Origin of the sequence: Streptomyces sp. NPDC049040 (assembly GCF_043197715.1) — a bacterium.
Classification (GTDB): Bacteria; Actinomycetota; Actinomycetes; order Streptomycetales; family Streptomycetaceae; genus Actinacidiphila.
This window is the reverse complement of the sequence record NZ_JBICTO010000002.1, coordinates 724,133-749,414: the sequence shown is the minus strand read 5'-3', so window position 1 is coordinate 749,414 and position 25,282 is coordinate 724,133. Positions and strand designations below refer to the sequence as shown.

The 25,282-nt window shown below is 72.5% G+C and carries 25 protein-coding genes; 6 read left to right on the top strand and 19 right to left on the bottom strand.

The genetic code is table 11. The features are described 5' to 3' along the window. Positions 1-124 precede the first annotated feature (124 nt). From ACGFMP_RS08230 to ACGFMP_RS08205, 6 genes are all read left to right on the top strand, one after another. On the top strand, positions 125-814 hold the full coding sequence (locus ACGFMP_RS08230; RefSeq protein ID WP_393671069.1) for a hypothetical protein: 690 nt from the start codon (positions 125-127) through the stop codon (positions 812-814). Positions 815-849: 35 nt separating this feature from the next. After that, a complete protein-coding gene (locus ACGFMP_RS08225) occupies positions 850-1,521 on the top strand; it encodes a response regulator transcription factor (RefSeq protein ID WP_393671068.1) in 672 nt (223 codons plus the stop codon). Then, positions 1,518-2,879, top strand: a complete 1,362-nt coding sequence (locus tag ACGFMP_RS08220) for an ATP-binding protein (protein WP_393671066.1) — start codon at positions 1,518-1,520, stop codon at positions 2,877-2,879. Before ACGFMP_RS08225 ends, ACGFMP_RS08220 begins: the two co-directional genes overlap by 4 nt. A gap of 131 nt (positions 2,880-3,010) precedes the next feature. Further along, positions 3,011-3,880: an alkaline phosphatase family protein gene (locus ACGFMP_RS08215; protein WP_393671064.1), complete on the top strand. Its 870-nt coding sequence runs from the start codon at positions 3,011-3,013 to the stop codon at positions 3,878-3,880. Between the two features lie 3 nt (positions 3,881-3,883). Further along, positions 3,884-5,170 carry an MFS transporter gene (locus ACGFMP_RS08210; protein WP_393671063.1) on the top strand — a complete coding sequence of 429 codons (1,287 nt, stop codon included), beginning with the start codon at positions 3,884-3,886 and terminating at the stop codon, positions 5,168-5,170. 44 nt (positions 5,171-5,214) lie between these two features. Continuing rightward, entirely contained in the window at positions 5,215-6,237 is a 1,023-nt protein-coding gene (locus ACGFMP_RS08205; RefSeq protein WP_393671376.1) for a TolB family protein, read from the top strand. Between the two features lie 35 nt (positions 6,238-6,272). Here the strand turns inward: ACGFMP_RS08205 and ACGFMP_RS08200 are convergent, their stop codons facing one another. The 19 genes from ACGFMP_RS08200 to ACGFMP_RS08110 all read right to left on the bottom strand — a co-directional run bounded on the left by ACGFMP_RS08200 (position 6,273) and on the right by ACGFMP_RS08110 (position 25,093). Continuing rightward, positions 6,273-6,503 (bottom strand): hypothetical protein, encoded by a 231-nt coding sequence (locus ACGFMP_RS08200; RefSeq protein ID WP_393671062.1) that lies wholly within the window; start codon positions 6,501-6,503, stop codon positions 6,273-6,275. A 100-nt stretch (positions 6,504-6,603) separates the two neighbouring features. Beyond that, complete coding sequence (locus ACGFMP_RS08195) at positions 6,604-7,149, bottom strand: hypothetical protein (protein WP_393671061.1); 546 nt, start codon at positions 7,147-7,149, stop codon at positions 6,604-6,606. A gap of 236 nt (positions 7,150-7,385) precedes the next feature. Continuing rightward, positions 7,386-8,219: a GPP34 family phosphoprotein gene (locus ACGFMP_RS08190; protein WP_393671375.1), complete on the bottom strand. Its 834-nt coding sequence runs from the start codon at positions 8,217-8,219 to the stop codon at positions 7,386-7,388. Between the two features lie 262 nt (positions 8,220-8,481). Further along, complete coding sequence (locus ACGFMP_RS08185; protein WP_393671059.1) at positions 8,482-9,843, bottom strand: glutamine synthetase family protein; 1,362 nt, start codon at positions 9,841-9,843, stop codon at positions 8,482-8,484. A gap of 130 nt (positions 9,844-9,973) precedes the next feature. Then, entirely contained in the window at positions 9,974-10,681 is a 708-nt protein-coding gene (locus ACGFMP_RS08180) for a hypothetical protein (RefSeq protein ID WP_393671058.1), read from the bottom strand. A 27-nt stretch (positions 10,682-10,708) separates the two neighbouring features. Continuing rightward, positions 10,709-11,329, bottom strand: a complete 621-nt coding sequence (locus ACGFMP_RS08175) for a nuclear transport factor 2 family protein (protein WP_393671374.1) — start codon at positions 11,327-11,329, stop codon at positions 10,709-10,711. A gap of 20 nt (positions 11,330-11,349) precedes the next feature. After that, positions 11,350-12,201, bottom strand: coding sequence for a hypothetical protein (locus ACGFMP_RS08170; protein ID WP_393671056.1), 852 nt, complete (start codon positions 12,199-12,201; stop codon positions 11,350-11,352). Positions 12,202-12,221: 20 nt separating this feature from the next. Further along, the gene (locus ACGFMP_RS08165) at positions 12,222-12,743 is read right to left on the bottom strand and encodes a hypothetical protein (protein WP_393671055.1); all 522 of its coding nucleotides are present in this window, start codon (positions 12,741-12,743) and stop codon (positions 12,222-12,224) included. Continuing rightward, a complete protein-coding gene (locus tag ACGFMP_RS08160) occupies positions 12,740-14,026 on the bottom strand; it encodes an MCE family protein (protein ID WP_393671054.1) in 1,287 nt (428 codons plus the stop codon). The genes ACGFMP_RS08165 and ACGFMP_RS08160 overlap by 4 nt, the downstream gene beginning before the upstream one ends. Next, the gene (locus ACGFMP_RS08155; RefSeq protein ID WP_393671053.1) at positions 14,026-15,144 is read right to left on the bottom strand and encodes an MCE family protein; all 1,119 of its coding nucleotides are present in this window, start codon (positions 15,142-15,144) and stop codon (positions 14,026-14,028) included. The genes ACGFMP_RS08160 and ACGFMP_RS08155 overlap by 1 nt, the downstream gene beginning before the upstream one ends. Further along, a complete protein-coding gene (locus ACGFMP_RS08150; protein WP_393671052.1) occupies positions 15,141-16,295 on the bottom strand; it encodes an MCE family protein in 1,155 nt (384 codons plus the stop codon). The genes ACGFMP_RS08155 and ACGFMP_RS08150 overlap by 4 nt, the downstream gene beginning before the upstream one ends. After that, complete coding sequence (locus ACGFMP_RS08145; protein WP_393671051.1) at positions 16,292-17,377, bottom strand: MCE family protein; 1,086 nt, start codon at positions 17,375-17,377, stop codon at positions 16,292-16,294. The genes ACGFMP_RS08150 and ACGFMP_RS08145 overlap by 4 nt, the downstream gene beginning before the upstream one ends. Continuing rightward, positions 17,374-18,405: an MCE family protein gene (locus ACGFMP_RS08140; RefSeq protein WP_393671050.1), complete on the bottom strand. Its 1,032-nt coding sequence runs from the start codon at positions 18,403-18,405 to the stop codon at positions 17,374-17,376. The genes ACGFMP_RS08145 and ACGFMP_RS08140 overlap by 4 nt, the downstream gene beginning before the upstream one ends. Continuing rightward, positions 18,402-19,667, bottom strand: coding sequence for an MCE family protein (locus ACGFMP_RS08135; protein WP_393671049.1), 1,266 nt, complete (start codon positions 19,665-19,667; stop codon positions 18,402-18,404). Before ACGFMP_RS08135 ends, ACGFMP_RS08140 begins: the two co-directional genes overlap by 4 nt. Then, positions 19,664-20,479: an MlaE family ABC transporter permease gene (locus tag ACGFMP_RS08130; RefSeq protein WP_393671048.1), complete on the bottom strand. Its 816-nt coding sequence runs from the start codon at positions 20,477-20,479 to the stop codon at positions 19,664-19,666. Before ACGFMP_RS08130 ends, ACGFMP_RS08135 begins: the two co-directional genes overlap by 4 nt. Positions 20,480-20,483: 4 nt before the next feature. Continuing rightward, complete coding sequence (locus ACGFMP_RS08125) at positions 20,484-21,296, bottom strand: MlaE family ABC transporter permease (protein WP_393671046.1); 813 nt, start codon at positions 21,294-21,296, stop codon at positions 20,484-20,486. Continuing rightward, positions 21,293-22,276 (bottom strand): ABC transporter ATP-binding protein, encoded by a 984-nt coding sequence (locus ACGFMP_RS08120; protein WP_393671045.1) that lies wholly within the window; start codon positions 22,274-22,276, stop codon positions 21,293-21,295. Before ACGFMP_RS08120 ends, ACGFMP_RS08125 begins: the two co-directional genes overlap by 4 nt. A 61-nt stretch (positions 22,277-22,337) precedes the next feature. Further along, on the bottom strand, positions 22,338-24,164 hold the full coding sequence (locus tag ACGFMP_RS08115; RefSeq protein WP_393671043.1) for a hypothetical protein: 1,827 nt from the start codon (positions 24,162-24,164) through the stop codon (positions 22,338-22,340). Between the two features lie 296 nt (positions 24,165-24,460). Beyond that, the gene (locus ACGFMP_RS08110; protein ID WP_393671042.1) at positions 24,461-25,093 is read right to left on the bottom strand and encodes a hypothetical protein; all 633 of its coding nucleotides are present in this window, start codon (positions 25,091-25,093) and stop codon (positions 24,461-24,463) included. Between the last annotated feature and the right edge of the window lie 189 nt (positions 25,094-25,282).

The window sequence follows — 25,282 nt, the reverse complement described above, 5'->3', positions numbered from 1 at the left end:
CGGGCCGGGTCCCGGTGGTCCGGGCGGTGCGGGGGCCGGGTTCCAAGGAAGTCCTAAGGTGCGGCAACGGTGGCGTGAAGCGGGGGTTGGTGTGCTGGGCGCACCCAGAGAAAGGGGGCGCACCATGCGCCACAGAACCGCACTGCTCGCCGCCGGAACAGCCCTCCTGCTGCTCACCGGCACCACCGCGGCCACCGCGGCCGGCTCCGGCACCCAGCCCGCCTCGCACGCACCGGCCAAGCCCGGGGACAAGATCCCCGGGGTGTCCGCCGAGCGCCTGGAGCGGGCGCTGCGCGACGTCAAGCAGATGCTCGGCCCCGACGGCGGCAGGGTCACCGACCCGGCCGTGGTGGCGAGGGTCGCCAAGGACCTCGGCGTGTCCACGGCCAAGGCGCGGGCGATACTCAGGCAGTTCTTCGGCGGGGACGAGGTGGGCCCGAAGCCGCCCGGCGACAAGGGGGGCAAGGGCGGGAAGGGCGACAAGGACCCCGGCAAAGGCGGCAAGGGAGGCAAGGACGGTGGCAAGGGCGGCAAGGGCGGCAAGGACCGGCCCGGCGGCCCGGCGGCCGTGATCACCGCGAAGGACCTCGCCAAGGCGCTCGGTGTACCGCAGGCCAGGGCCCAGGCGGCCCTGGACGCGCTCCAGAAGCTGGCCAAGGGCCCGAGGGGCACCGTCGACGAGAACAGCCCGGCCTTCGCAGCCATCGCCGCAAAGCTGGGTGTGACGCCCCAGCAGCTGACCAAGGTGCTCACCGTGCTCAAGGAGGCCGCCGGCAAGCCCGGCGCACCCAAGCCCGGAACGCCCAAGCCCTGATGCCCCGCTGACAACGGTTACGGCACCCTGACGCCATGCGAGTACTGGTGGTCGACGACGATGACGCGGTACGCCGTTCGCTGGCGCACGCCCTGACCCGGGACGGGTACGAGGTCGCGGTGGCGGCGGACGGCGTCGCCGCGCTGGAGTCGCTGGCCGCCGCACGGCAGGACGCGGTGGTGCTCGACATCCTGATGCCGGAGCCCAACGGCCTCGAAGTGTGCCGCACCCTGCGGGCACGCGGCGACCGTACTCCGATCCTGATGCTCACCGCCCGCGACCTGGTCGCCGACCGGGTCGCGGGCCTCGACGCGGGCGCGGACGACTACCTGGCCAAGCCCTTCGCGCTTGAGGAGCTGCGGGCCAGGATCCGCGCCCTGCTCCGGCGCAGCGGCGCCGACCAGGAGGTGCTGCGGTTCGCCGACCTCGAAGTGGACACCGCCGCGTGCCGGGCGACCCGCGGCGGCCGGGTGCTGGACCTGACCCGGACGGAGTACGCGCTGCTGGAACTCTTCCTGCGCAACCCCCGCCGGGTGCTGAGCCGCACGCTGATCTTCGACTCGGTGTGGGGCTACGACTTCGGCCCCTCGTCGAACGCCCTGTGGGTGTACGTGAGTTATCTGCGCGCCAAGCTGGAGGCGGGGGGCGAGCCGCGGCTGGTGCAGACCGTGCGCGGGCTCGGGTACGTCCTGCGGGAGGGGCCGTGACCCTGCGCAACCGGCTCGCGCTCGCGGGCGGCGCCGTGGTGTTCGCCGCGCTGGTGCTCGCCTCGCTCGTGCTCTACCCGTCGCTCCGCGTGAAGTTGAACGACCAGCACGACGCCGGGCTGGTGACGGCCGCCGCCCAGGCGCCCGACCTGATACGGGCGTTTAAGGAGAAGAACGCGGCCAAGGTGGAGCCCGACGCGGGGCCGGGCAGGTCGGTCATCCCCGAGAAGCCGGTCGATGTCGGCCCCACCCTGGTGCAGTTCGTGATCCCACCGGTCGCGGCGGGGCCCACCGACGGGTTCGTCGACATCAGCGACCGGGACGCGGCGGTCGCCGACGGCACCCAGCCTGCGTATTTCCACGACGCCGACTACGCGGGGACCCGCTACCGGATCTACACCGCGCCGATGCCGGACGACCCGCACACCCTGGTGCGTACGGCGGTTCCGACGTCGGTGGTGCACAGCACGCTGGACCGGCTGGCGATGCTGCTGGTGGGGATCACCGCGGGCGGCTGCGTGCTGGCGGCGGGCGCGGCGCGGCTGGCGGCCGGCCGGGTGCTGCGGCCGGTGCGGCAGCTCACCGATACGGTCGAGCACGTCACCGCGACGCAGGATCTGACCGCGCGGCTCTCGGCGGACGGGCGGGACGAGATCGCCCGGCTGACCAGGTCGTTCGCGGCGATGATGGCGGCGCTCGACGAGTCGGTGGGCGCGCAGCGGCGGCTGGTCGCGGACGCGTCGCACGAGCTGCGCACCCCGCTCACCAGCCTGACCACCAACCTGGAACTGCTCGGCGAGGGCCCCGGCCTCGACGACCCGCAGGCACCGGAGCTGGTGCGCGAGGCCCGCGTCCAGGCAGCCGAGCTGACCTCGCTGGTCAACGACCTGGTGGACCTGGGCCGTTACGGCGGTGCGCGGGCCCACACCGAGGACACGCGGCTCGACCTGCTGGCGCGGCGGGTGCTGGACCGGGCGGCGGCGAGGTCGCCGCGGCTGAGCTTCACCGCGGACCTGGCACCGTGCCTGGTGCACGCCGACCCCGACGCGGTGGAGCGGGCGATCGGCAACCTGGTGGACAACGCCGTGAAATGGAGTCCCGACGGCGGCCGGATCACCGTGACGGCGACGGCGGACGGCACCGTGTCGGTGAGCGACGGCGGCCCCGGCATTCCGGCGGCGGACCTGCCGTACGTCTTCGACCGCTTCTACCGCTCACCGGCCGCGCGGTCGCTGCCGGGTTCGGGACTCGGTCTCGCCATCGTGCGGCAGATCGCCGAGACCCACGGCGGCAGCGTGGCGGCGGAGCCGCTGGCCCAGGGCGTGCGGCTCCGGTTGTCGCTGCCGCCGACCCGCTGAACCTGGGTGTACCTCAGCGTTCGCGTGTTCTTCACCCGGCTCACGGTCCACGCGTACCCGTCCGCTTCTACCTTTGGCATGCACACCGCACCCCGCACTTCCGACCCACCCCCCTCACCGGAGGTAAATCCGTGCGCAGCCGAAGCCGTACCGCCCTGCTGACCGCCGGTGGCCTCGCCGCCGCCTCCGCCAGCCTCTGGGCCGGTCTCGGCGGTGCCGCCCAGGCGGCAGGCCCCGTCCCCACCCCCGCCCACACCGTCGTGGTGGTCATGGAGAACCACGCCTACAGCCAGGTGATCGGCAGCTCCAGCGCCCCCTACATCAACTCGCTGAAGTCCGGCGGCGCCAACCTCAGCCAGAGCCACGCCATCACCCACCCGAGCCAGCCCAACTACTACGCCCTCTTCTCCGGCTCGACGCAGGGCGTCACCAGCGACAGCTGCGTCACCCCCGGCTTCAGCTCGGCCGCGAACCTGGGCTCCGAGGTGACCGCCGCGGGACACACCTGGGGAAGCTACAACGAGACGCTGCCGAGCCAGGGTTCGACCACCTGCAAGAGCGGCAACTACGCGCAGAAGCACAACCCGTGGTTCGGCTTCTCCAACGTCGCGACGTCGTCCGCGAAGACCTTCGCGCAGTTCCCGACCGACTACTCGACGCTGCCGACGATGTCCTTCGTGGTGCCGAACCTGTGCAGCGACATGCACGACTGCTCGGTCTCCACCGGCGACACCTGGATCAAGAACAACCTCGGCGCGTACGCGACCTGGGCGAAGACCCACAACAGCCTGCTGGTCGTGACCTTCGACGAGGACAACTCGCTGAGCGGCAACCGCATCCCGACGGTGCTCTACGGGCAGCCGGTCACCCCGGGCAGCTCCAGTTCGACCACGTACAACCACTACAACCTCCTGCGGACGCTGGAGGATCTCGCGGGCAGCTCCACGCACGCCGGCCAGGCCGCGTCCGCGTCGGACATCACCGGCATCTGGACCAGCTGACCGATGTACGTCAGCGAGAGCCGCGCGAGCACGCCCGCGGCGGCCTCGCGAACCGCCGCCCGGGGCCTGCGCCCCGGGCGGCGGTCCGCGGTCGCCTCCACCGTGCTCGCCCTCGGCGCGGTCAGCCTGATCACCGACATCTCCTCGGAGATGGTCACCGCGGTGCTGCCGCTCTACCTGGTCACCGGGCTCGGCCTGTCCCCGCTGGGCTTCGGTCTGCTCGACGGCGTCTACAACGGCTTCAGCGCCCTGGTCCGGCTGGTCGGCGGCCACCTCGCCGACCGCGGCGGCCGGCACAAGCAGGTGGCCGCCATCGGCTACGGCCTGTCCGCGCTGTGCAAGCCGCTGCTGCTCGCCGTCCACACCCTGCCGCTGATCGGCGCGGTGCTGGCCGCCGACCGCACCGGCAAGGGGCTGCGCACCGCACCGCGCGACGCGCTGATCTCGCTCTCCTCGCCGCCGCAGGACCGCGGCCGGGCCTTCGGGGTGCACCGGGCGATGGACACCACGGGTGCGCTGTTCGGCCCGCTGGTCGCCTTCCTGATCCTGCGCCAGGCCGCGGACGGCTACGACGCCGTCTTCACGGTCAGCTTCTGCGTCGCCGCGGTGGGCGTGCTGGTCCTGCTGCTCTTCGTGCCCGCACGCACCCGGGAGCGCGCCACCGCCCCAGCCACCGTCCCCGCCGCCGGGAGCGAGCCCGTACGGCCGTCGCTGCGGGCCTCGGTGGCGCTGCTCGGCCGGCGCGAACTGCGCGGCCTGGCGCTGTGCGCGGTGGCGCTCGGCCTGGCCACGGTCAGCGACTCCTTCGTCTACCTGCTGCTCCAGCGCCGCCTCGGGGTGCCCGACCGGTGGTTCGCGCTGCTGCCGCTGGGCACCGCCGCGTCCTTCCTGCTCCTCGCCGTGCCGCTCGGCCGCCTCGCCGACCGGGTGGGCCGCTGGCGGGTCTTCGTCGGCGGCCATCTCGCGCTGCTGCTCGCGTACGGCCTGCTGCTCACCCAACTGCGGGCAGGCGTCCTCCCCTACGCGGTGCTCGCCCTGCACGGCACCTTCTACGCGGCCACCGACGGGGTGCTGATGGCCGCGGCGGCAGGCTCCGTGCCCGCGGCGCTGCGCGGCGGCGGCCTCGCGCTGGTGCAGACCGGGCAGGCCGCGGCGCGCTTCTGCTGCTCGATCGCCTTCGGCGCGGCCTGGACCGCCTTCGGCGACCGGTCGGCGCTCGCGGGGGCCACGGTCGCGCTGCTGGTGAGCGTCGGCCTGTCGATACGGCTGCGACCCGCGGAGGCGGTATGAGCACGGACCAGGAGTACGCCCCGCCCCTGCAGGATGCGGCGCCGATGAGCACCCGCGCCCGGCTGCTGGTGCTGCTCGCCGGCATCGTGGTGCTCGCGACGGTCGCGGGCGTCGCGGTGTGGCGGGCCGCGGACCGGGCGGACCGCAGGAACCAGGTGCAGGCGGGCGGCCCCGCGGTGCACTCGGGCACGGTGTCGCTGGCCGGCTCGGGCCCGCCGCGTATCGTCTTCCGTTCGATGGCCTGGGGCCCGCACCGCGACGAACTGGCCAGCGTCCCTGCCGACGCGCCCGACGGGCCCCGCACCGCCTCCGGGGTGAGCTGCCTGCGCTTCGACGCCGCCGCGGGGACCGGGATCTGCCTCCAGGCCGAACGCGGACCGGTCAACGACAGCTACCGCGCCCTGGTGCTCGACTCCCGGCTGCGCACCACCCGCAAGGTCGGCCTGGCCGGCATCCCCACCAGGGCCCGGGTCTCCCCCAGCGGCCACCTGGTCGCCTGGACGGTCTTCGTCGGCGGCGACTCCTATGCGGGCACGAACTTCTCCACCCGCACCTCGATCCTCGACACCCGCACCGGCGCCCTCCAGTCCACGCTCGAGGACTACACGGTGACCCGTGACGGCAAGCGGCTCCGTGCCGCCGACGTGAACTTCTGGGGCGTCACCTTCGCAGACGACACGCACTTCTACGCCACCCTGGCCACCGGCGGCCGCACCTACCTGATCCGCGGCGACGTGGCGTCGAAGACCGCGGTCACCCTGCGCACGAACGTCGAATGCCCTTCGCTGTCGCCCGACGGCACCCGGATCGCCTTCAAGAAGCGCGTCCCCGGGCTGTCCCCCGACGCCCCCTGGCGCCTCTACGTCCTCGACCTGTCCACCCTGCGCGACCACCCCACGGCCGAGACCCGCAATGTCGACGACCAGGCCGTGTGGACCGACGACCACACCCTCGCCTACTCGATGCCGGGCGACTACGGCTCCGACCTCTACACCGTCCCCGCCGACGGCACAGGTGCCGCGACGCTCCTCACCCCCTCCGCCCTGGCGCCGTCCTGGCTCGGCTGACCGCCTCGGCCCGCGGAGGTGCTCAGGGGGCGCCGCTAAGCCAGCGGAGGAGGCGGTCCCGACGGGCGGCTGTCGGCGTCGGACCGGCGCGCCCGCACCCGCACGTCGTTGATCCCGCCTGCCAGGCCGAGGATGCCGAAGGCGACGCCCGCGAGGGCCGCGTGCGGCCATGGCTCGTGGGACCACCAGTGCTTCACCAGGGTGCCGACCGCCCACGGCACCGCGGCACCGACCAGCACCGGCACCAGCGCCTTGCCCGGCTTCATGTCCGTCCCCCTCCCGGGCCCGCGGCGACCGCTCGCGGGCCTGCATGCTTGTCAGTCGTCACGCGTCACGCGTCAGGCATCCCGCGTCAGGCATCCCGCGTCAGACGTCACGCGCGTCGGCGAAGTTGTCGGGGAAGTCCGAGCGCTTGGCGATCGGTTCGCCCTGGAGGCAGGGGGTCTCGATGGTGACGTCGACGGTGTCGAACCTCTCCAGGACCGACACCCGGTAGCCGGCCTGGATCGCGCCGGTGACCCGGGAGCCGTCCGGGGTGTCGTCGTTCCAGCCGACGATGTGCCAACCGCGGTGGCGCAGGGCACCCACGACCTGGGTGGCGTATCCGTCGGGGGCGCCGATGACGGTCTCCGCCACCACATGGGTGGACTGGCCGGGCTCGGAGCACGCGGTCGAGCCCACCGTGTGGGGCAGCACCGAGCCGGCCCGGGTGATGTTGTCATGGCCGTGGATCGGCGTGACGTCCAGCAGGTAGGTGTGCAGTTGGCGGTCCGCATCGGCGAGGGTGCGGACCGACGGCAGTTGCGCGCCTGCGGTGGCGTCGGCGCCGCCGGCCTTGCCGCAGGCGGTGAAGAAGGTCGCCGCGGACGCGGCGAGCAGCAGGGCCGGTATGCCGGCTCTGAGGATGCGCATGGAGAGGGGACCGTGCCTTTCGTGGTGGTGATGAGGTGGAACCGCGGTGTGCCGCGGGCCGGGTGGTGGCTCAGGCGCCGGTGCGGGTCACGGCGCCGGGCAGGGCGAGGCGGCGCGACGTGGTTGCGTGCTCGGGCCCCGGGTTGTCGGTGCCGCGACCGCTCCGGCGTGAATCCCCCGACCGCCGGGGCCCGATGGGCCGCGCACCGCCCGGCGGCAGTGGCGGGGCTGCCGTGTCACCAGCCTCCATGCCCGCCGTCCCCGTCGCCCCCGCCGTGATGGCCTCCGCCGTGGTGGCCTCCGCCGTGGTGGCCGCCGCCCCCGCCGTCGGACCAGTTGCCCGCGTGCAGGTCGTGACCGAGGCCGTGGCCCCCGGTGGTGAGGTCGGAGTAGACCTCGCGGAGCTCGTGGTCGAGGCGGTCGGTCAGGGTGCGGACGCCTGCGGTGAGCGCATCGGTGAGCTCGCCGTCCGCGGCCGGGACCGCCGCGGCGACGGCGGCGGCTGTCCCGTCCATCTCGGCCAATGCGGCCATCCGCCGGCGACCGGCATACCCGCTCAGCCCCGGGTGGACGGCGCCGGCGATGCCCGCGGCGTGGGCGAGCCGGGCCAGGACGAGGTCGCGCTCGTGCGCGGCCGTGCGGGGGTCGGCCTGTATCGCGGCGTCGAGCCGGGAGACGACCGCCCGGCGGCGCGGCAGGTCGACGGACAGGATGTGGTAGCGGGTGCGGCCGCCGCGGTCCCGCTGCCTGCGGACCCGGACCGTCTTCTGGTCCTCGAGCCGGGAGAGGTACTCCGTGGTCAGCGAGCGCGGTGTGCGGCGCAGCCAACTCTGCAGGCCGGGCGGCGAATCGGCCGAGGCCAGGCCGTGCAGGACATTCGTCAGCCGGGGGGTCTCGACCCGCCGGGAGTCCAGCACCTCGATCCGCCGCGGACCCACGGTGATCCGCCCCGCAAGGCTCAGCTCGGCCAACTCCGCGGCGCGCAGGGCGAACCTGAGCCGCTCCTCGGACCGTACCCGTATACGCCGCCTGCCCGGCACCATCGCGAGCAGGAGCAGATCGTCCCCCATCGTCACACCGCCAGCGTAGGCGCGCCCGCCCCGCGGAGGGGAGGCCTCCGCGACACCGGCGGGGCCGGGCAGGCGGACGCGTCCGGTCCGGCGGCACGTCCCGCCGACCGGGACTTCCGCGGCCGGAGCGCCACCGGCTCCGCAGTGCCTGCGCTGGACGGCCCACCGGCGGCCCCGGATGGGGTGAGGCGGCCACGGGCCGGCGGCGTGGCGCCGCCGGCCCGGTTGCCCGTGAAGGGGGGAGATTACCTCTGGCCTGGCCCTACAGCACCGGCAGGTTCTTGCGGAGCTCGAAGGCGGTGACCTCGGAGCGGTACTCCTCCCACTCCTGCTTCTTGTTGCGGAGGAAGAAGTCGAAGACGTGCTCGCCCAGGGTCTCGGCGACCAGTTCGCTGCGCTGCATCAGGTCGATGGCCTCGCCGAGGTTCTGCGGGAGCGGCTCGATGCCGAGGGCGCGGCGTTCGGAGTCGGACAGGGCCCACACGTCGTCGTCGGCGCCTGCGGGGAGTTCGTAGCCGTCCTGGATGCCCTTCATGCCGGCGGCCAGCAGCACGGCGTAGGACAGGTAGGGGTTGGCGCCGGAGTCGAGGGAGCGGACCTCGACGCGGGTGGAGCCGGTCTTGCCGGGCTTGTACATCGGGACCCGGATGAGGGCGGAGCGGTTGTTGTGGCCCCAGCAGATGTACGAGGGGGCCTCGCCGCCGGCGCCCGCGGTGCGCTGGGAGCCGCCCCAGATCCGCTTGTAGGAGTTGACCCACTGGTTGGTCACCGCGGAGATCTCACCGGCGTGCCGCAGCAGGCCCGCGATGAAGGACCGGCCGACCTTGGAGAGCTGGAATTCGGCGCCGGACTCGTAGAAGGCGTTGCGGTCGCCCTCGAACAGCGAGAGGTGGGTGTGCATGCCGGAGCCGGGGAACTCCGAGAAAGGCTTGGGCATGAAGGTGGCGTGCACGCCCTGTTCGAGCGCGACCTGCTTCATGACCAGCCGGAAGGTCATCACGTTGTCGGCGGTCGACAGCGCGTCGGCGTACCGCAGGTCGATCTCCTGCTGGCCGGGGGCGCCCTCGTGGTGGGAGAACTCCACCGAGATGCCCATGGACTCCAGCATGGTGATCGCCTGGCGGCGGAAGTCCATGCCGACGTTCTGCGGGGTGTGGTCGAAGTAGCCGGAATTGTCGGCGGGGGTGGGGCGGCCGCCGTCCAGCGGCTTGTCCTTGAGCAGGTAGAACTCGATCTCGGGGTGCGTGTAGAAGGTGAAGCCGAGGTCGGAGGTCTTGGCCAGGGCGCGCTTGAGGACGTAGCGCGGGTCGGCGTAGGACGGGGAGCCGTCGGGCATCAGGATGTCGCAGAACATCCGGGCGGTGCCGGGGCCCTCGGCACGCCAGGGCAGGATCTGGAAGGTGCCGGGGTCGGGCTTGGCGATCATGTCCGATTCGTACACCCGGGCGAAGCCCTCGATGGCGGAGCCGTCGAAGCCGATGCCCTCGTCGAACGCCTGTTCAAGCTCCGCGGGGGCGACGGCGACCGACTTGAGGTAGCCGAGTACGTCGGTGAACCACAGCCGTACGAAGCGGATGTCCCGCTCCTCGAGGGTCCGGAGAACGAACTCCTGCTGCTTATCCATATCCATCCATCCTCGCCGGTCAGGCACCGCTCCCCCTGCCTGGTCCGGGCGGGGGATCATGAGCATTGCATCACACCGTTTCGGGTGTGTTGCAGTGGCGGCCCACCCCCATAGTGCCCGCTGCGGCACCTCAGCCGAAGGTGTCGATCGAGGCGATCTTCCACGTGCCGTCCTGGTGAACGGCGTCCACCGCGAACATGGCTGCGGCGTAGGTGCTGCCCGCGCCCGCCTTGGCGGTGCTCGTGTTGCGCTGGTCGGCGAAGACCAGGACGTGCGCCCTGTCCCCGTCGATCGTCTCGACCCCGGTGTCGGTGACGGTGGTGGTCAGCACCAGCTTCTGCGCCGGGGCCTGGGTGCGCACCTCGGCGAGCATGCCCGCGTACTGCTGTACGGCCTTTCCGGTGAGCAGCCGCCTGGCCGCCGCGTCGGTGCGGGCGGTGTCGGCGTAGTCGTAGGAGAAGACGGCGTTCACCGCCGCGGCGATCTGGCCCTTGACCTCGCTGGTGCGGGCGGTGTCGGTCAGCGCGGTGTTGTGCGCGGCGACCGAGTCGTGCAGGGCGGAGGCCCGGCTCGCCGCGACGGCCGCGAATCCGGCGAGCAGCACGGTGGCGACGGCAAGCAGGGTGACGGCGACCGGCACCGGGCGACGGGCGGCACGCTTCGCCTCGGGCGCCTCGGCCGCCTCGAGCGCGGGGCGGTCGGCGTCGGTACGGGTGCGCACCCGGGCCGGCGCCGGGGCGCCGCCGCGTACCGTACGCTCCCCCGCGCGCTCCTCCGCCGCCGCGGACACCGCGGCCAGCCTGCGCTGCCGGTTGATCAGATGACGGGTGGTCGACATGGTGCGTCGGTCCTCTCGCGTACGGCGTCAGTGGCTCACGGTGGGCTGCGGGGTGGAGGCGGCGGGGCCGGGGGTGGCGGACGTGGCGGCGGGGGCGGGGTCGCTGTCACCCATCGGGGCCTGGCCCAGGGCGCTGAGCTTCCAGCCGTCCGCGGTCCTGGTCAGCTCGCCGAGCATCCGGCTCTCCTTCACCGCGGGCTTCGCCTTGGGCGCCTGGACGGTGATCCGCAGAGCGATCATCACCCCGGCCTTGCCGGTCCTGGTGTCCAGTTCCGTGACCGCGCCGGAGAGCACCTTGGCGGTGCTGACCGTCTGGGCCTGCTGCACCTGCTTGGCGAAGTCGGCCCTGCCCTGGGCGAGTTGGCTGTGCAGGTCGCCGGTGGTGGAGTCCTCCCAGATGTCCAGGCCGTGGTCCAGGTCGTTGTGGTCCAGGGTGTTGAGGTTCTGTACGGCCTGCTCGCCGGCGGCCAGCACGGCGTCGCGGTTGCGGGCGAAGGCGGCGTCGCCGTCGTGGGCGGCGCCGTACCAGGACCAGCCGGTCAGGGCGGCGGTGAGGGCCGCGGCCACCGCGAGGGCGAGCGCCGCCGCGAGCAGCGGGCGGCGCGGACGGGGCAGGGGCTGCCGCCGGCGCGACAGGACGGACTTCATACGTGCCATCTGGGCTTCTCCTACCGGGCCTTGAGGTCGCTGATCCGCCAGTGGCCGCCGACCAGGTGCGCGGTCACCGAGAGTTGGGCCGCCGCGGTGGTGGCGGTGGCGCCCGCGCGCTGGGCGGTCTGGTCGAGGAAGACCAGCAGCCTGGCGTGGTCGCCGGTGAGCGACACGACACCGGCCCGTGTCACCCGGGTGCCCAGGGTCAGCCGCTGGTCGGCGACCTGCTGCCTGATCTGGGCGAAGAGCTGCTGGTACTGCTTCGCGGCCGCACCCTCCAGCAGGTCGTGGGCGGCCTGGGCGGTGGACTGGGTGTCGTCGGGGGTGTAGGCGAAGATCCGGCTGAGGGTGTCGCTGACGTCGCCGGTGAGCCGGCTGGTGGCCTCGGTGTCCGTGAGCGCGTGGTTGCGTACCGCGGCCGGGTCCTTCAACCGGTGTCCCGCGTAGCCGAGTCCGCCGCCGGTCAGCAGGAGTACGGCGATCACCGCGACGGCGGCCGCCCGCCGCGGGTTGCTCCGCAGCACCCGCGGCCACGCGGGCCGCAGGCCCCGCGGGAACCCGGGCCACGGCGCCCGGGGCCGCCGCCCCGCTGCGGTGCCGCCGGAGTCCGATGCCGGGTCGGGAGCGGGGTCCGCCGCCTCGCGGGAAGCGGGCTCCGGCTCCGGCTCCGGCTCGGGCTCGGCCTCGGGCTCCGCCCCGTCACGGGCCACCGGCTCACCGCAGGACCCGGTCCCGCCAGCGGAGACCGGGGCGGGGTCCGCCGCCTCGCAGGACCCGGGCGCCGACCCGGCGATGGGCTCGGGCTCGGCGATGGGCTCGGGCTGGTCACCGGGTGGTGGCTGGGTGGCCGGTTGGGCTGTCGTCTTCACCTGGGATCCATCCTCCGCTCTCAACTCGCCCCGACCGGGACCGCGGTGAGTGCCGTGAGCTTCCAGCCGCCGGCGGTTCGCGACAGGCCCGCCTCGAAGCGTTTGCGGTCGGTGGTGGCCGTGCCCGCGGCCGGGGTGACCCTGACCTCCACGGTGGCGATGAGCTTGGCCGTGCCCGCCCTGGTGTCGAGTTCCGTGACCGCCGCGTCGGTCACGGTGCCCCGGGTGGAGGTGCCGGACTGCTTCAGCGTGGCGGCGTCCGCGGTGTGCGTACCGGCCAGCCGGTCGTGCAGCGGTCCTGTGGTCGCGGTGAGCCACCGGCCGAGGTCCGCCTCGGCGTGGGCGGCGTCGACCGTGTTGAGCAGGGCGATGTCGCGCTGCCCGTCGGAGAGCGCGGTGTCCCGCGCCTTGCCGTAGTTCAGCGCGTCGTCGCCCCGGGTGCCGGTGTACGACCAGGCGCCGAGCGCGCAGACGACCGCGGCGACCGTCCAGGCCGCCACCCATCCGGCGACCCTGGCGCGCAGAGCCTGCGGCGGCTTCATGAGGCCACCCCCAGCAGGTCGGCCAGCGAGGCGGGCCCGCCCGGTGGCAGCGCGGGCAGGCCGAGCGCGCCGGGCAGTGCGGGCCCCGCGGGGGCGGCGTACGGGGTGCCGGCGCCCTGGGCCGTGCCGGTGGGCAGGACCGAGCCGGGCTCCGCGGGTGCCGGCACCCCGCCGCCGGACGGGGCGTGCGCGGAGCCGCGCACGTCGATGCCGCCGGCCGCGGGTGCGGTGCAGCGGGCGGCGGTGTTGAGGGCGGTGGCGGGGGCGCTGGTGTCGAGGCCGTTGCGATAGGTGGTGCCGCCGTACCCGGAGGTGCAGGGCAGCGGGGAGAAGAAGGTGACCGCCATCCCCAGGTGCAGGCCCCTGGCGTCCACCGAGGAGGACCCGGCGGCGACCACCTTGGGCACCGTCACGAGGAATTCCTCGATCCCCTGCTGCCGGGTCGCCGCGATGTCGGAGGTGGTGAGCAGGTTGGCCAGGACCACGCTCAGCTGCGGTCCCACGTCCCGCAGCAGCGCGCTGACCTGGGTGGCCGCGTCGGGCGCCGCGGTGATGAGCCGGCGCAGGTCGGTGTCGGAGGCGTCGAGTTGGGCGGCGAGCTGTCGTGCGCTGTCCGCGAAGGATGTGATGGCGGCCCCCTCGTCGGCCTGTGTGCGCAGCACGGTCCGCCCGTCGACCATCAGCCGGGTGTCGACCGGCAGGTTGGTGTCGGCGGCGGAGATGAACCGGCCGCTGGAGTCCAGCAGCGACTGGAGGTTGTCCGCCTGCCCGTCGAAGGCCTGGCCGAATTCGTCCACCACGGTCCGCAGCGAGTCCAGCGGTACGGAGGCGGCGAGGTCGTTGACGCTGGTCAGCAGGTTGGTGACCGGTGCGGGGATGTGGGTGTCGGCCTCGTCGACGTGCGAGCCGTCGTGCAGGAAGGGGCCCTGGTCGGTGCTGGGCCGAAGGTCGATGTACTGCTCGCCGACCGCGGACAGGCTGGCGACGACGGCCTGGAGGTGGACCGGGATGCGCGGCGCCGAGTCCTTGATGCGCAGGTCGGCCTCGACGCCGTCGGAGGTGAGCCTGATCGGCCCGACCCGGCCGACCGAGACGCCCCGGTAGGTCACGTCGGAGTGCTCGAACAGGCCGCCCGCTTCGGGGAGTTCGACCTTGACGGTGTAGTAGCCGCTCAGCCCCACGTAGCGGCCGAGGTCGGCGTAGCGCACCCCGATCCAGCCGAGCACCAGGACGGCGACGAGCAGGAAGGCGATGTTCTTGACGAGGGTGGTCTTGGTCGGCATCAGCGGCCCCCCTTGGTGGTGGTGACCGAAGGCAGCGGCAGCGGGAGGCCCTTGGGGATCTTCTTCTTGTCCAGTGGCTGCGCCGTGCTGTCGTAGCGGTTGTCCTGCGACTCCAGGATCGGGACGAGGCTGGTGCCGGGCACCGCCGTCAGGTCGAGGTAGACGTTGAGGTAGTCGCCCTTGACGCCGTTGAGCACCTCGTCGGTGAACGGGTAGGTGAGCAGCACCTGGAGCGAGTCGGGCAGGTCCTTCCCGGCGTCCGCGAGCCGCTGCAGGGTGGGGGCGAGGGCCTGGAGGTCGGCGACCATGTCGTCCTTGCTCTGGTTGACGGTGTCCACCGCGACGCCGGAGAGGGTGTCGAGCGCCCGCAGCATCGTGACGAGCGAGCCGCGCTGCTGGTCGAGCACTTTCAGGCCCGGACTCACTCCGGTCAGCACCGAGCCGATCTTCTGGTCGCGTACGGCGAGGGTGGCGGACAGCTGGTTGACGCCGTCGAGGGCGTCGGTGATGTCCTGCTTGTGCGTGTCCAGGTCGCTCACCAGGGTGTCCACCTGGGTGAGCATGTCTCTGACCTGGGGTTCGTTGCCGGTCAGCGCCTTGTTCAGCTCGGTGCTGATGGCCTTGAGCTGCTGGATGCCGCCGCCGTTGAGCAGCAGCGACAGCGCGCCGAAGACCTCTTCGACCTCGGGGTTGCGGTTGGTGTGCGAGGCGGGGATGAGGGCGCCGGCCGCGAGCCGGCCGTGCGGCGCCTCGTCGGAGGGCGGCGCGGACAGCTGGACGTACTTCTCGCCGAGCAGGCTGGACTGCTCCAGGTGCGCGTAGGCGTTGGCGGGCAGTTCGACCTCGCCGTTGACCTTCATGGTGACCAGCGCCGACCAGCCGTCGTCGGCCAGGTGGATGGAGGTGACCCGGCCGACGGCGACGTCGTTGACCCGCACCGACGCCTGCGGTACGAGGTCGAGGACGTCGGTGAAGCGGGCCTTGACCGTGTAGGGGTGGCTGCCGAGGTCGGCGCCGCCCGGCAGCGGGATGCTCTGCACCCCGCCGAAGGAGCAGCCGGTGAGGGTGAGTCCGAGCAGCGCGCCGGCGGCCGCCGCTCTCGTACGCCGTCGGTTCATCGCCCGGCCCCCTGGATGGTGATGTCGCCGGCCGCGGGGAAGGGCAGCGGCAGGTGCTTCGCGGCCGGGGAACCCGTGGTCGCACCGGCGGCGGACGCCGGGGTGCCGGCCGCGGGGGTGAGGTCGCGGCCCATGCTGAGCTCGTTGATGTCGGCGCGGCCGTCGATGGTGTGGTGCTTCGGGTCGTAGGCGTTCAGCAGGTTGTCGGCCGCGAGCGGTGCGGTGTCGAGGAGTTCGGCGAGCGAGGCGCGCTGGTCGACCAGGGTCGCGGTGATCGGGGTGAGCTTGTCGATGCTGGCCGTGAGCCGGCCGCGGTTGTCCTGGATGAAGGTCTTCACCTGGCCCAGCGCGGTGGACAGCTGCTGGAGCGCGCCGCCGAGGTCCTGCTTGTCGGCGGCCAGGAAGCCGGTGACGGTGGACAGCTGGTCGGCCGCGGCCTTCACCTTGCCGTCGTTGTTCGCGAGCATCGTGGTGAAGGACTGGAGGTAGGACAGGGTGGCGAAGAGGTCGCCGCTGTGGCTGTCGAGCGTCTTGGAGGCCTGGCCGAGCTGGTTGATGCTGTCGCCGATGGCCTTGCCGTTGCCGTCGAGGTTCTGGGCGCCGGTGTCCAGCAGCCCGGACAGCGCGCCGGTGGTGTTGGCTCCGTCGGGGCCGAGGGCGTCGCTGAGCTGGGTGATGCTGTCGTAGAGCTGGTCGATCTCGACGGGGGTCGCGGTGCGGTCCGCCGGGATGACCGCGTGGTCCTTCAGCTGCGGGCCGCCGGTGTAGGCGGGGGTGAGCTGGACGTAGCGGTCGGCGACGACGCTGGGGGCCACCACGACGGCTCCCGCGTCCGCCGGCACCTTGACGCCGTGGTCGAGGTGCAAGGTGACCTCGACCTGCTTGCCCTTGGGCCGCACCGCCTCGACGGTGCCGACCTTCACACCCAGGATGCGCAGGTCGGAGCCTTTGTAGACGCCGACGGTGCGGTCGAAGTAGGCGGTGACGTGGTTGCCGCCGGGGCCGCTGAAGGCCACGAAGCCGGCCGTGACGGCGGCCGCGGCGACCACGGCGAGCACGAGACCCGCCACCAGCAGCCGCCCGGCCTGCCCTGCCCGGGGGCGGGCGGGGCGCGGCAGCCGCGGGCGCGGGTTCGGTCGCAGCAGGGTCATGACGCGCCTCCCGCCGCCTTGGGCGGCATGCACCCGGGCTGCTGCGATGCGCCGGCCGGCAGGTAGCTCGCGGGTACGAGGCCGCACAGGTAGCTGTCGAACCAGCGCCCGTTGCCGAGGGTGTTGCCGACCAGCCGGTAGTAGGGGCCCGCAAGTGCCAGCGCCTGGTCGAGGCTGGACTGGTTGGCGACCAGCACGCCGGTGACCCGGTCGAGGGCGTCCAGGGTCGGCGCGAGCTGCCGGGTGTTGTCGGCGACCAGGCCGTTCAGCTGGATGCCCAGGTCCTGGGTACCGGTGAGCAGGGTGTGGATGGCGTCCCGCCGTTTCTGGATCTCGCCGAGCAGCAGGTCGCCGTCCGAGATCAGGGTCTGGAAGCGGCTGTTCTGGTCGGAGAGGGTCTGGGTGAGCTGCCTGCTGCCGGTGAGCAGGTCGGCGAGCTGCGCGTCCCGGCTGGAGATGGTCTGCGACAGCGACGACAGCCCGGTGGCGGCGCTGCGTACCGAGGACGGGGTGTCCTTGAAGGTGTCGGAGATCGTCCTGAAGCTCGCCGCGAGCTGCCGGGTGTCGATCGACCCGAGGGTCTGGCCGAGGCCGTCGAAGGCCTGGGTGACGTCGTACGGCGAGGTGGTGCGGTTCTTCGGGATGCGGGTGCCGGGGTTCTGCTCGCGGCTGCCGAGCGGGTCGACGGCCAGGTACTTCTCGCCGAGCAGCGTCTTGATGCCGATGGCGGCGGTGCTGGCGTCACCGATCCAGGTGTGCCTGACCTTGAAGGTGACCTTCACCTGGGCGCCGTCGAGCGACACCCCGGTGACCTTGCCGACCTTGACGCCTGCGACCCGCACCTCGTTGCCGGGACGCAGGCCCGCCGCCTCGGTGAAGTCCGCCGAGTAGCTGGTGCCGCCGCCGATCAGCGGCAGCGCGTCGGCGTTGTAGGCGACCAGGCCCACCAGCGCGAGCACCAGCAGCCCGACCGCGCCGACGGCCACCGGGTTGCGTTCCCGCAGCGGTCTGAAGAGCGGCCGGCCGCGGTCGGCGGGGGCACGGAGGCGCGACCGGATGCCGCGCAGGCGCGGGCGGTTCATGACCGGCACCTCGATTCGGTGATCGCTATGCCGGTGGGCGCCCTGCTGCCGTCCGAGGTGGTCACCCCGGCGACCGTTGCCTGGCACAGGTAGAGGTTGAACCAGGACCCGTAGGAGGACAGCCGCCCGATGGTCCGGAACTTCTGCGGGGTGGTGACCAGGAAGTCCCGCAGCTGCGGTGTGGAGTCGGCGAGGTTGGTCGACAGCCTGCCGAGCTGGGCGATGGAGTCCTTGAGCGGCTGCCGGCCGGCGGTGAGCAGGCCTGCCGTGCTGGTGGTCAGCTGCGAGATCGCGGTGATGGACTGGCCGATGGGCTCACGGTCGCCTGAGAAGCCGGTGACGAGCTGCTGGAGGGTGTCGACCAGGTCGTTGAAGTCGGCCTCGCGGGTGTTGACGGTGGTCAGCACGGTGTTGAGGTTGTCGATGACCTGCCCGATCACCTGGTCCTTGGCGGCCAGCGTGGTGGTCAGCGAGCCGATGCTGCCGATCAGGCTGTCGACGGTGCCGCCTTCGCCCTGGAGCACCTGGACGATCTCGCCGGCGAGCTGGTTGACGTCCTTCGGGGACAGGCCCTCGAAGAGCGGCTGGAAGCCGGCGAAGAGCTGGGTGAGGTCCAGCGCGGGGGTGGTGTGGTCGAGCTGGATGGTCTGGCCCGGCCGCAGTGTCCCGCCGACCGGCCCTGTGCCCTGCTCCAGGTCGATGTAGCGCTGCCCGACCAGGTTCAGGTATTTGATGGTGGCGTCGGCGGAGCCTGGCAGGGTCCGCTCGCGCTGGACCGAGAAGTGCACCCGGGCCAGGTTGTGCCGGTAGACCTTGATCGAGTCGACCTGGCCGACCTTCACCCCGGCGATCCGTACGCTGTCGCCGGACATCAGGCCGGTGGTGTCGGTGAACAGCGCGTTGTAGCCGGAGGTGTCGCCGACGCCGGACCCGGCGATGCTGATCGCGAGGGCGGTGGTGGCCAGCGCCGTGACCAGGATGAAGATCAGCGACTTGACGACCGGTCCGACCAGGCTGCGGCGCTTCACTTGACGGTCACCTCCGCTCCGCGGAAGACCGGCCCGGTGAGCAGGCTGCTCCAGTCGGGCAGCCGGTCGGGGGCGGTGTGCGCGCCGGGCGCGAGGAGTTCGTCGATCAGCTCGTTCTCCTGCGGGGAGTTGGCCGGCGGGGCGGTGCCCTTGCCGGTGTAGGGGACGGGGTAGCACTGCGGTCCGCCGCTCTTGCCGTAGACCGGGGTGTCCTGGCCCGGCGTGTACGCGCCGCGCGAGGGGACGGTCGTGACGTCCACGTGCAGGCCTGGCTGGTGGGTGCCCTTGCCGAGCGCCTTGTCCATGACGGGGACGAAGTCGGCGAGGGTGCGCAGGGTGCAGGGGAAGGAGGGCGCGTATCGGGCGAGCAGGCCGAGGGTGCCGCGGCTGTCGGCGGCGAGCCGGATGATGTTGCCGCTGTTCTGCCGCAGGTAGGTGGTGAGGTCCTGGGCGGTCGTGGTGGCGGTTCCGTAGAGGGTGCCGAGGTTCGCCCGCTCGGCGGCGATGGTGCTGCTGGTCTTCGTGAAGTCGGTGAGCGCCTGCACGATGTCGGGGGCGGCCGCGTTGTAGATGTGGCTGACGGTGACGAGTTGCTTGATGTCGTCGTTGAGCACCGGCAGTTCGGGGTTGAGCCGGCGGAGGTAGCCGTCGAGCCGGACCAGGGTGGTGCCGAGTTGGGTGCCGCGGCCGTCCAGCGCGGTGGCGACCGCGTCGAGGGTGGCGGCGAGCTTCTGCGGCTGGACCGCGGTCAGCAGCGGCATCACGTTGTCCAGCACCTGCTGGAGTTCGACGGCGTCGCTCGACCGGTCCTGCCTGATGGTGCTGCTCGCGGTGAGGGCGGGGCCGTCCGCGGGGGTGTGGGCCGGCGGCACCAGGGCGACGAAGCGGGCGCCGAAGAGGGTGGTGGGCAGCATCTGGGCGGTGACGTCCGCGGGGATGCGGTGCAGTTGGCCCCGCTGGATGGCCAGGGTCAGCCTGGCGCCCTGCCCGTCGGCGTGGATGGCGCTGACGCGGCCGACGACGACCCCGCGGACCTTGACGTCGGCGCCCGGGTGCATCTCGTTGCCCGCGCTGCCGGTCAGCACGGTCACGGTCGCCTCGTGGCTGAAGTCCTTGTCGTAGACGGCGACCGCGAGCCACGCCAGCAGCGCGGGGACCAGCAGGAAGACGATGCCGGCCGTCCTGCGTCCCGTGGTGGTGGCGCGCAGCCGGGCGCGGCCGGGCGCGGGGGCTGCGGGTGCACGGGTCTCGGTGGCGGTCATCCGGCCACCCGCACGGTGGTGGTGGCGCCCCACAGCGCCAGCGACAGGAAGAAGTCGGTGATGGAGATGATCACGATGGCGTTGCGCACCGAGCGCCCGACCGCGATGCCCACCCCGGCGGGGCCGCCCTTGGCGGTGTAGCCGTAGTAGCAGTGCGCGAGGATCACGATCACGCTGAAGACCAGCACCTTCAGGGTGGACAGCAGGACGTCCTCGGGCGACAGGAAGAGGTTGAAGTAGTGGTCGTAGGTGCCGGGTGACTGGCCGTTGACCCACACGGTGACCAGCCGGGAGGCGGCGTAGCTGCTGAGCAGGCCGATGCCGTACAGCGGCACGATGGCCACCACCCCGGCGATGATGCGGGTGCTGACCAGGTAGGGCATGGAGCGGATGCCCATGCCCTCCAGCGCGTCGACCTCCTCGTTGATCCGCATCGCGCCGAGCTGCGCGGTGAAGCCGGCGCCGACGGTGGCGGACAGCGCGAGGCCCGCGACCAGCGGGGCGATCTCGCGGGTGTTGAAGTACGCGGAGATGAAGCCGGTGAAGGCGGCGGTGCCGAGCTGGTTCATGGCCGCGTAGCCCTGGAGGCCGACGACGGTGCCGGTGGCAAGCGTCATGCCGATCATCACCCCGACGGTGCCGCCGATCACCCCGAGGCCGCCGCTGCCGAAGGCGACCTCGGCGAGTAGCCGCTGCACCTCCTTGAGGTAGCGGCGCAGGGTGCGCGGGATCCACAGCACCGCGGTGACGTGGAAGATGAAGTGGTCGCCGGTCTCGTCCAGCCAGCGCAGCGGGCGGTCAAGGAGTGCCATCAGGTCAGGCCCCCTTCTGCGGGACGAGCTGGAGGTAGATCGCGGTGAGCACGACGTTGACGAAGAACAGCAGCAGGAAGGTGATCACCACGGACTGGTTGACCGCGTCGCCCACGCCCTTGGGGCCGCCCCTGGGGTGCAGGCCGCGGTAGGCGGCGACGATGCCGGCGATGAAGCCGAAGACCACCGCCTTGATCTCGCTGATGTAGAGGTCGGGCAGCTGCGCGAGCGAGGAGAAGCTGGACAGGTAGGCGCCCGGGGTGCCGTGCTGGATGATGACGTTGAAGAAGTAGCCGCCTGCCGTGCCGACCACCGAGACCAGGCCGTTGAGCAGCAGCGCGACCAGCATGGTGGCCAGCACCCGCGGCACGATCAGCCGCTGCACCGGCGAGACGCCCATCACCTCCATCGCGTCCAGCTCCTCGCGGATCTTCCGCGAGCCGAGGTCGGCGCAGATCGCGCTGCCACCGGCGCCGGCGATGAGCAGCGCCACGATCAGCGGGCTGGCCTGCTGGATCACGGCGAGCACGCTGGCGCCGCCGGTGAAGGACTGGGCGCCCAGCTGCTGGGTGAGCGAGCCGACCTGGAGGGCGATGACCGCGCCGAAGGGGATCGACACCAGCGCGGCGGGCAGGATCGTGACGCTGGCCACGAACCAGAACTGCTCGATGAGCTCGCGGACCTGGAAGGGGCGCCGGAAGGCGTCCCTCACGGTCGTGGCGGCGAGCGTCATCAGCTGCCCGGTCTGGCGCAGCGCCCCGGTGCCGGGGATCTGCCGGCGCCGCACGGTCCGGCGCTCGCGCACCGGTGCGCTCATGCCGGACCTCCCTGGACCGGCGCCAGCCCTGCCTGCACGGCGGTGCGTGCCGCGGCGGGCAGCTGGTCCCACATCGCCAGCACCCGCGCCTTGCGCCGCTGCACCGCCTGCCGCGGCGGCATCCCCGGGCTCGGCTTCAGCTGCGGTACGACCTCGGGCCTGGCGGGCGGCACGGTGGCGTCGTCGGCGAGCTGCTCCATGGCGAGGGTGGCCTCGTCCTTCTCCTCCGCCATCCCGATCGGGCCTTCGCGGCGCCCGCTGAGGAACTGCCTGACCACCGGCACATCGCTGGTCAGCAGCAGCTCCCGCGGCCCGAAGGCCACCAGTTCGCGGCGGAAGAGCATGCCCATGTTGTCCGGCACGGTCGCGGCGATGTCGAGGTTGTGGGTGACGATGAGCATGGTCGCGTCGATCTGCGCGTTGAGGTCGATCAGCAACTGCGAGATGTACGAGGTGCGGACCGGGTCGAGGCCCGAGTCGGGCTCGTCGCACAGGATGATCTGCGGGTCGAGCACCAGCGCGCGGGCGAGGCCGGCGCGTTTGCGCATGCCGCCGGATATCTCGCCCGGCAGCTTGCCCTCGGAGCCGACCAGGCCGACCATGTCCATCCGCTCCATGACGATGCGGCGGATCTCCGACTCCTTCTTGCGGGTGTGCTCGCGCAGCGGGAAGGCGATGTTGTCGAAGAGGTTCATCGAGCCGAACAGCGCGCCGTCCTGGAACATCAGGCCGAACAGCCTGCGGGTCCTGTAGATGTCCCGCTCGCTGCCGCCGACCATGTCGACGCCGTCCACCAGGACCCGCCCGCGCTCGGGTTTGAGCAGTCCGATCAGCGACTTGAGGAAGACGGTCTTGCCGGTTCCTGAGGGGCCGAGCATCACGCTGATCTCGCCGGGCGGCAGAGTGAGCGTGACGTCCTGCCAGACGGTCTGCGTTCCGAAGGACTTGGTCAGTCCCTCGACGGTCACTTCGATTCCCACGGGCACCTCCCTGAGGGGGTTCGGTTCGGACGGGCGGCTGTCGGGCGGGGCCGCGGGCAGGTCAGCGGTGCGGCGGGGTCGGGTACTGGATCTCGGGGTGGCAGTTCAGGTCGGCACTGGGGATGCACAGCGGTCCCTGGATGAGGTTGAGCGAGTTGTCGTTCCCGGAGATCGACGCGGTGAGCAGGGCGTCGACGTTGTCCCCGTGGGCGGTGCAGCCGGTGAACGGCGGGATGACGAGGCCGGACTGGGAGAGCGGGCCGCCGCTGATCTCGTTGTAGTCCGTCGGCTTGATGACGCCGCCGGCTCCCGCGGTGTTGCTCTTGTCGATGCCGACCAGCTTGATGTCGAGCGGCCTCACGGTGCGGCAGTTCGCACCGACGTCCAGCGGGGTGCCGTTGACCTCGATCCGGCTCAGCCGCAGTTGCAGCTTGCCGTAGACGGTGGTGGTGGTGATGTAGTCGCTGCCGCTGCTGCCGACGATGACCAGGGTCAGCGGCCCGACCTGGGTCAGTGTCAGCACGGCGCTGGTCGGCATGAACCCGAAGGTCAGGAAGGTGGAGTCCGACGGCGGCAGCGCGAGGGTGGCGACGGAGTCGAACTCGCTGTAGAGGGATCCGTCCTCCTGGAAGCCGATCCACACCCCGGTCTGGGTGACGTCGGTCAGCGCCGGGTGGTCGTCGAGGTCGTTGATGACGGAGGCGCCGTTCTGCTTGCCGACGTTGGACAGCCCGGTGAGGAAGGTGCACTCGGCCTGGCGGTCCTCCGGTGCGACGGGGATGTTGAAGGAGCCCGGCGGGCGGGGCTGCTGGTCCAGGATCTGCTGGTCCGGCTCGCCCTTGGGCGGATCGGGGCAGGTCGAGATGCCGGAGTGCGCAGGCGCGGCCAGCGCGATGGTGCCGTGCCGGTCGGCCTCCGCCGTGGCGGCACCGGTGGACGGGCCGGGCGCCGCGCTGCCGGTCCCGGCGCCGGTTGCGCCCGCGGGGCCCGTGCCGTGGCGGGACGGCGGGGACGCCACCGGCTTCCTGAGGACGCCGACCTCGCCGAGCAGGGTGGACTGGCCGTCCTTGGGCGTGCAGGCGGCGGTCGCGCCACCGGAGGCGGCGGTGGCCGGGGCGTTGCCGGCCGCCGTACCCGTGGAGTCCTTCGCCGCGCCGTCAGCCGACCCGTCCGCCGAGGTGCCGGTGGCGGCGGTGTCCGGTGCGCTGCCGCCGCCGGCCGCCGCGCCCGGCCCGCCGGTGCCTGCCGACTCCGGTTGCGCGGGCGCGGAGGACCCGGTGGGCGGGGCGGTGGCGCCGGGTGCGGCGTAGACGACCATGTCCAGCCGTCCTGCGTCGAAGCGGACCGTGCCGGGGGCGGTGACGCTGAGCGCGGCGGCGTCCCCGGTGAAGGTCAGGTCGAGGCCGCCGGCGGTGGGTGTCGAGGCGGCGCGCAGCCCGGACCACACCGCGTCGGCCGCGGACGGGCCCTGGGTGACGCGGGCCGTCAGCGATCCGGTGGCGGTGGCCGAGGCGGTGCCGGTCGGCAGGACGGCGCCTGCGGCGTCCTTGCCGAGGGCGACCTCGACGGTGAGCGGGCCGGGCTGGATACGTGCGCCGACGGCCCCGGTGGCCGGGTAGTCCTGGTGGACGGTGACGGTGGCGTCCTCGGTCACGCCAGCGTCGGAGCCGGAGCCGGCTCCCGGACCGGGAGTCGCGGAGGCGGAGGCGCCCGCCGTGCCGGGGCCCGCCGCGGTGCCCGGGGTGAAGCGGCAGGTGTAGGCGAGTTCGACGGCGCCGTCGGGACCGGTGGCCGCGGACGGGGTGCCGGGCAGCATCCCTGCCAGGACGGCGACCGAGGCCGTGGCAGCCGTCAGCGCCGCCCGGCGCAGGTTCGCGGCACCTCGCATCGGCTGACTCCTCCAGGTGGTGCGTCGGCGACGCACGGACATTACGGGCGGGTAATAAGGCCGTACAAGTGATCGACGAGGGCGAATTCGGCGAGCGTGCGAGGAGCCGCTTTTCTTGTCATCCGTTGACAATCCGGCGGCCCGTTCTTGTCGCCGGGCGAGTACGGAGGGCTTTGCGTCCGGGGACGGCGAGCCCCGGCGGGCGAGGTGCCCGCCGGGGCTCTGGTGCGGACGACGAGGGATGCCGTCGCCCCGCGGGGCCGGGATGCCGTACCCGCGGATGAGCGAAGCCGGCCTCAGGTCGCGTTGACGGCCAGGGTCGCCGGCGTGACGACGTAGTTCGCGTTGTAGACGACCGCGTCGCCGTTGTTGATCAGGCCGAGGCACAGGCCGCTGACGCCGGAGACGGTCAGCGTGCCGGCGTTGATGGCCAGCGTGTGCGGGGTGTTGCTGTACGTGCCGGTGACGGTGCCGGTGACGGTCGCGTTGCACGCGCCCGACAGGCTGGCGTTGACGCCGGTGATGGAGCCCGGGGTGACGCCGCTGCTGGTGGCACCGGTGGCGTTCAGGCTCCACGGAGTGGCGTTGGCCTTCACCGTGAAGGGGATGCCGCTGATCGTGCACTGGCTCCACGCGAGGGAGGTCAGCGAGGCGACCTTGATCGCGGTGGGCGCTCCGGCCGTGTAGGTGCCGTTCGGCGCGGTGCCCGCGGCGGTGGCGGAGGCGCAGGTGAGCTTGACGTGGGTCTTGCTGTCGGTGAGCGTCGGGCTGGTGGCGGTGGCGGTGAAGGCACCGCCGGTGCCGGTGCTGCCGCTGACCTTCGCCGAGCTGACGGTGGCGAAGGCCGGGGCTGCGGCCAGGCCGACCGCGGCGATGATCGCGACACCCGTGGCCGCCGTACCGGTGAAGGCCCTCGTGAGCTTGCGCATGGGCTGATTTCCTTCCGTGAGACCGAGGAGTTCGACGTACCTGATAAACCGGAAGACCGCGCTCTTCACGTGCACATCTCTGCACGCCGGGGGCGGAATTCGGCTGCGACTGCTACCTGGAACGTGGGGCACCGATTCCCTCGGGTGCCCTTGCAGGGCTGGACGTTACGCACGGGTAACCGGACGGCG

What these genes read in the sequence shown, in the direction of transcription:
- ACGFMP_RS08230 (WP_393671069.1), top strand. Translation starts at nt 125, where the DNA reads ATGCGCCACAGAACCGCACTGCTCGCCGCCGGAACAGCCCTCCTGCTG.
- ACGFMP_RS08225 (WP_393671068.1), top strand. Translation starts at nt 850, where the DNA reads ATGCGAGTACTGGTGGTCGACGACGATGACGCGGTACGCCGTTCGCTG.
- ACGFMP_RS08210 (WP_393671063.1), top strand. Translation starts at nt 3,884, where the DNA reads ATGTACGTCAGCGAGAGCCGCGCGAGCACGCCCGCGGCGGCCTCGCGA.
- ACGFMP_RS08205 (WP_393671376.1), top strand. Translation starts at nt 5,215, where the DNA reads ATGAGCACCCGCGCCCGGCTGCTGGTGCTGCTCGCCGGCATCGTGGTG.
- ACGFMP_RS08200 (WP_393671062.1), bottom strand. Translation starts at nt 6,503, where the DNA reads ATGAAGCCGGGCAAGGCGCTGGTGCCGGTGCTGGTCGGTGCCGCGGTG.
- ACGFMP_RS08195 (WP_393671061.1), bottom strand. Translation starts at nt 7,149, where the DNA reads ATGCGCATCCTCAGAGCCGGCATACCGGCCCTGCTGCTCGCCGCGTCC.
- ACGFMP_RS08190 (WP_393671375.1), bottom strand. Translation starts at nt 8,219, where the DNA reads ATGGGGGACGATCTGCTCCTGCTCGCGATGGTGCCGGGCAGGCGGCGT.
- ACGFMP_RS08185 (WP_393671059.1), bottom strand. Translation starts at nt 9,843, where the DNA reads ATGGATAAGCAGCAGGAGTTCGTTCTCCGGACCCTCGAGGAGCGGGAC.
- ACGFMP_RS08180 (WP_393671058.1), bottom strand. Translation starts at nt 10,681, where the DNA reads ATGTCGACCACCCGTCATCTGATCAACCGGCAGCGCAGGCTGGCCGCG.
- ACGFMP_RS08175 (WP_393671374.1), bottom strand. Translation starts at nt 11,329, where the DNA reads ATGAAGTCCGTCCTGTCGCGCCGGCGGCAGCCCCTGCCCCGTCCGCGC.
- ACGFMP_RS08165 (WP_393671055.1), bottom strand. Translation starts at nt 12,743, where the DNA reads ATGAAGCCGCCGCAGGCTCTGCGCGCCAGGGTCGCCGGATGGGTGGCG.
- ACGFMP_RS08160 (WP_393671054.1), bottom strand. Translation starts at nt 14,026, where the DNA reads ATGCCGACCAAGACCACCCTCGTCAAGAACATCGCCTTCCTGCTCGTC.
- ACGFMP_RS08155 (WP_393671053.1), bottom strand. Translation starts at nt 15,144, where the DNA reads ATGAACCGACGGCGTACGAGAGCGGCGGCCGCCGGCGCGCTGCTCGGA.
- ACGFMP_RS08150 (WP_393671052.1), bottom strand. Translation starts at nt 16,295, where the DNA reads ATGACCCTGCTGCGACCGAACCCGCGCCCGCGGCTGCCGCGCCCCGCC.
- ACGFMP_RS08145 (WP_393671051.1), bottom strand. Translation starts at nt 17,377, where the DNA reads ATGAACCGCCCGCGCCTGCGCGGCATCCGGTCGCGCCTCCGTGCCCCC.
- ACGFMP_RS08135 (WP_393671049.1), bottom strand. Translation starts at nt 19,667, where the DNA reads ATGACCGCCACCGAGACCCGTGCACCCGCAGCCCCCGCGCCCGGCCGC.
- ACGFMP_RS08130 (WP_393671048.1), bottom strand. Translation starts at nt 20,479, where the DNA reads ATGGCACTCCTTGACCGCCCGCTGCGCTGGCTGGACGAGACCGGCGAC.
- ACGFMP_RS08125 (WP_393671046.1), bottom strand. Translation starts at nt 21,296, where the DNA reads ATGAGCGCACCGGTGCGCGAGCGCCGGACCGTGCGGCGCCGGCAGATC.
- ACGFMP_RS08115 (WP_393671043.1), bottom strand. Translation starts at nt 24,164, where the DNA reads ATGCGAGGTGCCGCGAACCTGCGCCGGGCGGCGCTGACGGCTGCCACG.
- ACGFMP_RS08110 (WP_393671042.1), bottom strand. Translation starts at nt 25,093, where the DNA reads ATGCGCAAGCTCACGAGGGCCTTCACCGGTACGGCGGCCACGGGTGTC.